Origin of the sequence: Paraburkholderia sp. Ac-20347 (genome assembly GCF_017104805.1) — a bacterium.
Classification (GTDB): Bacteria; Pseudomonadota; Gammaproteobacteria; order Burkholderiales; family Burkholderiaceae; genus Paraburkholderia; species Paraburkholderia tropica.
The window spans coordinates 1-5,187 of the sequence record NZ_JAAGPN010000402.1 but is presented as its reverse complement, the minus strand read 5'-3'; the positions used below and the strand labels follow the sequence as shown (position 1 = coordinate 5,187).

Annotated in this window: 4 protein-coding genes and 1 pseudogene; 2 read left to right on the top strand and 3 right to left on the bottom strand. The window is 64.7% G+C overall.

Features of this window, described 5'->3' with window-relative positions; translation table 11 throughout:
• Positions 1–266: pseudogene (locus G3N97_RS36335) on the top strand (hypothetical protein); the annotation flags it as partial.
• 379 nt (positions 267–645) lie between these two features.
• A complete protein-coding gene (locus G3N97_RS36330; protein WP_205997623.1) occupies positions 646–1,836 on the top strand; it encodes a porin in 1,191 nt (396 codons plus the stop codon).
• Between the two features lie 222 nt (positions 1,837–2,058).
• On the opposite strand, the gene G3N97_RS36325 is transcribed toward G3N97_RS36330, so the two are convergent.
• The 3 genes from G3N97_RS36325 to G3N97_RS36315 form a co-directional block, all read right to left on the bottom strand.
• The gene (locus tag G3N97_RS36325) at positions 2,059–2,958 is read right to left on the bottom strand and encodes a LysR substrate-binding domain-containing protein (RefSeq protein WP_205997622.1); all 900 of its coding nucleotides are present in this window, start codon (positions 2,956–2,958) and stop codon (positions 2,059–2,061) included.
• A 262-nt stretch (positions 2,959–3,220) separates the two neighbouring features.
• On the bottom strand, positions 3,221–3,667 hold the full coding sequence (locus G3N97_RS36320; RefSeq protein WP_065059517.1) for an HU family DNA-binding protein: 447 nt from the start codon (positions 3,665–3,667) through the stop codon (positions 3,221–3,223).
• 345 nt (positions 3,668–4,012) lie between these two features.
• Positions 4,013–5,187: PLP-dependent aminotransferase family protein (locus tag G3N97_RS36315; protein WP_205997621.1), on the bottom strand; the 1,175-nt coding region annotated here is incomplete at its 5' end.

Genomic DNA, 5,187 nt, shown 5'->3' with positions numbered 1-5,187 from the left:
CCATCGGCAAGGCTCGCGCCACGGGCGGCGCGTTCGCGCGCCTTCACAGCGGCAGCCTGCAGATCCGCCGCTCGGTCGTGCGCATGGAAGACAGCGCGACTTATGCCGCTGCTTTGACGCTGGTCCAGGCGGGCCGCACGGTTGCGGCCGCCGACCGCTATGTCAAACGCCATCCCTGGGGCTCGGTCCTGCTCGTCGCGAGCGCAGCGGTCGCGATGACCGCCGCCGCAGGACGCCGTCACGCCGGCATCCATCGCAAGGACTGAGCCAGGCTGCGATCGCATTTGCGCAGCTTCATTCGGCTTCCTCCACGCACGCCAGACGGGCGCTCGATCGGTACAACCTCACGCTTTTCAAGCGCAACCAGGGCACACCCCTAGTTGCACCCCGTTTACCCTTAGACGGTCTCGGGTGAGGTTGCACATTTCGCGACTTGTATCAGAAACGACAATAATGCAGAGTCAACAATCCAATATTTCATTATCCGGAAGAATCGCTCAATAGCCCGTCTTACAAGGCTTCCTGGGGCGGTGTCAGCTTTTTGCGACACTGATTTTTTTTCAGTTCAAGGGAATTGCACCCCTGCGTTATTCTCCATCGCGCAACAGCAACAATTAAACCAAACATCTGCGTGGAGAAAACTGGATGAAACGAATCGCACTCTCGACCCTTTCCGTGGCCCTGCTGGCCGCAGCGGGCGCAGCACACGCTCAAAGCAGCGTGACCCTGTATGGCGTGATCGACGAATCGATCCAGTGGGCGCACAACACCATGGATGCCAACGGGAACAACAAGAATCTCGTGGGTCTGTATGCAGGCAATATCTCGGGCGATCGCTGGGGCCTCAAGGGCACGGAAGATCTGGGCGGCGGCCTGAAGGCCATTTTCCAGTTGGAAAACGGCTTTGACCTGAACACCGGCGCGGCACAACAAGGCGGCCGCATGTTCGGTCGTCAGGCATTCGTCGGTCTGACGCATGACCAGTACGGCACCGTGACGCTGGGCCGCCAGTACGACCCGCTGGTCGACATGGTTCAGCCGCTGACCGCCGACAACTACTTCGGCAGCACGTTCGCGACGCCGGGTGACATCGACAACAACGACAACAGCTCGCGTACCAACAACGCGATCAAGTACGTCTCGCCGGTTCTGAGCGGCTTCCAGTTCGAAGGCATGTACGCACTGGGCGGCGTCGCTGGCGCGACGGGCTCGGGCCAGACGTGGGCGGCTGCCGCCACGTACGGCGTCGGTTCGTTCAACATCGCAGCGGGCTACTTCCGCGCCGACAACTCGTCGAGCTTCGCAGACCGTTCGACGTCGGCATGGAGCACGGTTTCGACCTCGGGCGCCGTGTTCGACAACCAGATCACGGAAGGCTTCCAGACGGCCAAGTCGCTCGGCATCGCTTCGGTGGCCGCGCAATACGTCGCCGGTCCGTTCACGTTCGGCGTGCGTTACAGCAACGTCCAGTTCAAGCCGGACGCGTACTCGACGGCTCTGAACCCGGGCTTCGCTTCGACCGAGCGTTACAACATCGCTGCTGGCTTCCTCGGCTATCAACTGACGCCGGCCATGCTGCTGGGCCTCGGCTACACGTACACGCACGGCGCGGGCAACGTGTCGAACACGTACCACCAGGTGTCGATCGGCGCGGACTACAACCTGTCGAAGCGCACCGACCTGTACGCACTGGCTGCTTACCAGCACGCCAACGGCACGCAGCTGAACGCTGACGGCACGACGTCGACGGCTGGCGCGGCAATCGGCTCGTACAGCTACAACTCGGCTTCGAGCTCGCAAGAGCTGGTCAGCCTCGGCATCCGCCACAAGTTCTAATCAGTCAGCCTGGCCGGGCGCGAGCCCGGCAGTGCGAAGAGACCTCGCAGCTAAAAATCACACGCTGCACGAGCCAGCCCCAAGCGAAAGCCGGGCTGGCTTTTTTATTGCCTGCGCGCCTTGAGGCAGCGTGATTGGCCGCGCGTTATTGGCCGCGCGTTATTGTCCCGCTCCAGACCGCGCGGTTTGCGCGAGCGGACAGCCAGGCCGTGACGCGTTCGCTTAACGCAGCCTGCCCAACGCCGCCACCGCCTGATCGACGAACGCCTGCGCAAGCGGCGCGCGCGCCGCGTCCGCATGATGCGCCACGTAAAGCGGCTCCGGCAGCGCGGGCGCGAAGCGCTTGACCGCCACGCGCGCGCTCGCAGCAGCAGCCGTGAGCGGATCGATCAGCGCGATCCCCAGACCCGCCTCCACGAGCGTCACAACCGCCTGCGCGAGGCTCGCCTCGACGCCCAGTCGGCGCGTCACGCCCGCCTCCGAAAACGCACGGTCGACACGCAGACGCGCTTCCGTACCCGCCGCAAACGAGACGAACGCCTCGCCCTCGCAATCCGCCGCACTGACCGCGCGCTTGCGCGCAAGCCGATGACCGCGCGGCACGATGCAGCGCATCGGCCACTCGCCGAGCAGCTCGAGCCGCACCGAACGCGGCGACGCCACGGCGCCGACGAACGCCAGATCGCAACTGCGCGCGGCGACGCGTTCGAGCGCGAGCGACGGCTCCAGCGCGAGCAACGCCACGTCGACGCCCTCGTGTTCGTGCGCGAACGCCGCCGCCACGCGCGGCAGAAAATCCGCGCCGAACTCCGGCGCGCCGGCGATGCACAACGCGCCGCGACGCTGCTCGCGAATCTGCGCCGCTGCCTGAATCACGCGCTCGAATCCCGTGAACGCCCGCTCGACTTCCTCGTGCAGCGCATGCGCGTGCGCGGTTGGCCAAAGGCGACCGTTGCGACGCTCGAACAGCGCAAATCCCACGCCGGCTTCGAAGTCCGCGAGCAGACGGCTCACCGCCGGTTGCGAAACGCCGAGCGCCGCCGCCGCGCGCGTCGCGGTTCGCGTCTGCATCAGCGCGCGGAACGCTTCGATCTGGCGGATACTGGGATCGGAATCAGGCATAACACTGGAACATAGATGAGATCGCAACTACAGATTGAGGCTATCGACGATCATGAACATCGGCATATTTATCGGTGAACTAAAGCGTAAAAATAATTAAGCCTATCCATAACATCTGAACATACATCTTACGCCCGAGATCCTGACTCCACGTTTCTCGCGCGCAAATAAAAATCCCCGTGGGCGCGATGCCAACGGGGATTCTTTGGGTACTACCGCAATGCTGACGCAAACCGCGACCGCGAAGTCGCGGCGAAGGCGATTAGCCTGCTGCTGCGTCCTTCAGCTTCTTCAGTGCGCGTGCCTTGACGCGGACCGATGCCGGCTTGGCCGGGAACCAGCGCTCTTCACCCGTGAACGGGTCCTTGCCGAAGCGCTTCTTCTTCGCCGGCACGGCCTGAACGACGATCTTCAGAAGACCCGACAGCGTGAATTCGCCGGCGCCCTTCTTGTGGACCGAACCCAGGATCGTGTCTTCCAGCGCGGCGAGCACGGCCTTCGTGGCCTTCGGCTCGACGCCAGCGCGCTCAGCAACGTGAGCAGCCAGCGAGGCCTTCGTGAAGGTGTCCTTGATCGGCGACGAAACGCCGGACGCCTTCACGGCGACCTTCTTAGCTGCGGCCGTCTTGGCGGGCGCTTTCTTTGCGGCAACTTTCTTGGTGGCCGGGGCTGCTGCCTTTTTGGCCACTTTCTTTGCGGAAGTCGGCATGTTTCTCCTACCAGTGTTGGTCAGTGAGTCGACGAAGCACAGCGGGATGCAAATGCTTCAACGGCGGATTCTACAAGCGTGCAAGCGTTTTGCGTGATTCTTTTGCATCGCAGATGCAAATTTGTTGCTCCGTGCTGACTGCCTGACGCATTTTGACACCTGTTTACAGGGGTCAACGGGCTCCGACACGCTCCGCATGCGGCGCGCCCGCGTCCGCGCGACACAGCCGCGATGGCGCGAAAACGCCACACGTATGGCGTTTTCGCGACGCTCGAGCCGTTTTTGCGTCGTGTAAAAAGCGCGTCGACGGGGTAAAGACCTGTCCGCAATGTGCCGTAACAGCTTTTACGACGTCTCCAATCGCGCCGCGAGCACACCGAGCGCCGCGTCGATCTGCTCGACCTCCACCGCGCCATAGCCGAACAAAAAACCGCGCCGCGCAGGCGCATGCAGATGAAACGGCGCGAGCGCATGCAGCCCGACCGACGCCGCGCGCCCCGCCGCCACGAACGCGGTTTCGTCGGCGCCCGGCGCGAGATGCGCGGCGAGGTGCAGGCCCGCCGTGTTCGGCAGCACGGGTTCGAGCCAGCGCGCGAGCGGCCCGTGCAAATGCGCGAGCAAGGCCGCGCGCCGCGCCGCATAGGTCTGATGCATGCGTCGCAGATGGCGCGCGAAATGACCGTTGAGCATGAAGTTCGCGAGCGCCGTCTGCGTCAGCGCGCAACCGTGACAGTCGGCGACCTGGCGCGCGCGCATGAGCGGCCCCGCCAGCGCGGCGGGCGGCACCATGTAGCCGACGCGCAACTCGGGAAAGATCGTCTTCGAAAACGTGCCCACGTAGGCCACGAAACCGGCTTGATCGAGACTCTTGAGCGGCTCCAGCGAGCGCCCTTCGAAGCGGAACTCGCAGTCGTAGTCGTCTTCGATCACGAGCGCGCCGCGCGCCTGCGCCCATTCGAGCAAGGCCACGCGACGTTCGAGGCTCATCGGCATGCCGAGCGGAAACTGGTGCGAAGGCGTCACGTAGACAAGACGCGCCGCCTTCGGCAGCTTGCCGACGACAAGGCCGTCGCCGTCGACGGGCACCGGCACGACCTTTGCGCCCAGCGACGCGAAGATGTCGCGCGCGGGCGGATAACCGGGCTCCTCCACGGCCACCGTATCGCCGGGACGCAGCATCACGCGCGCCAGCAAGGTCAGCGCCTGCTGCGCGCCCTGCGTGACGATCACCTCGTCCCAGTTGCTCTCCACCGCGCGGTTGAATGCAAGATAACGTGCGATCGCAAGACGCAGACTCTCCTCGCCCGCCGGATCGCGATACGCGCCGTGGCCGCGCGCCTGCACGCGCAGCGCCTCGTTCACGCAGCGCCGCCAGACGTCGAACGGAAAGCGCGACTTGTCGGTCACGCCGCCCGCGAAATCGCAGACGAGCCGCGCGTCGGGACGCGGCAACGCGAGCATGCCGTCGCGCGCGCCGTCCTCCACGCGCCACCACGGCTGCGCCTGCACGCCGGCTGGCG

Bases quoted from the DNA above. Each gene is read 5' to 3' on its own strand.
- G3N97_RS36330 (WP_205997623.1), top strand. From the start codon at position 646: ATGAAACGAATCGCACTCTCGACCCTTTCCGTGGCCCTGCTGGCCGCA.
- G3N97_RS36325 (WP_205997622.1), bottom strand. From the start codon at position 2,958: ATGCCTGATTCCGATCCCAGTATCCGCCAGATCGAAGCGTTCCGCGCG.
- G3N97_RS36320 (WP_065059517.1), bottom strand. From the start codon at position 3,667: ATGCCGACTTCCGCAAAGAAAGTGGCCAAAAAGGCAGCAGCCCCGGCC.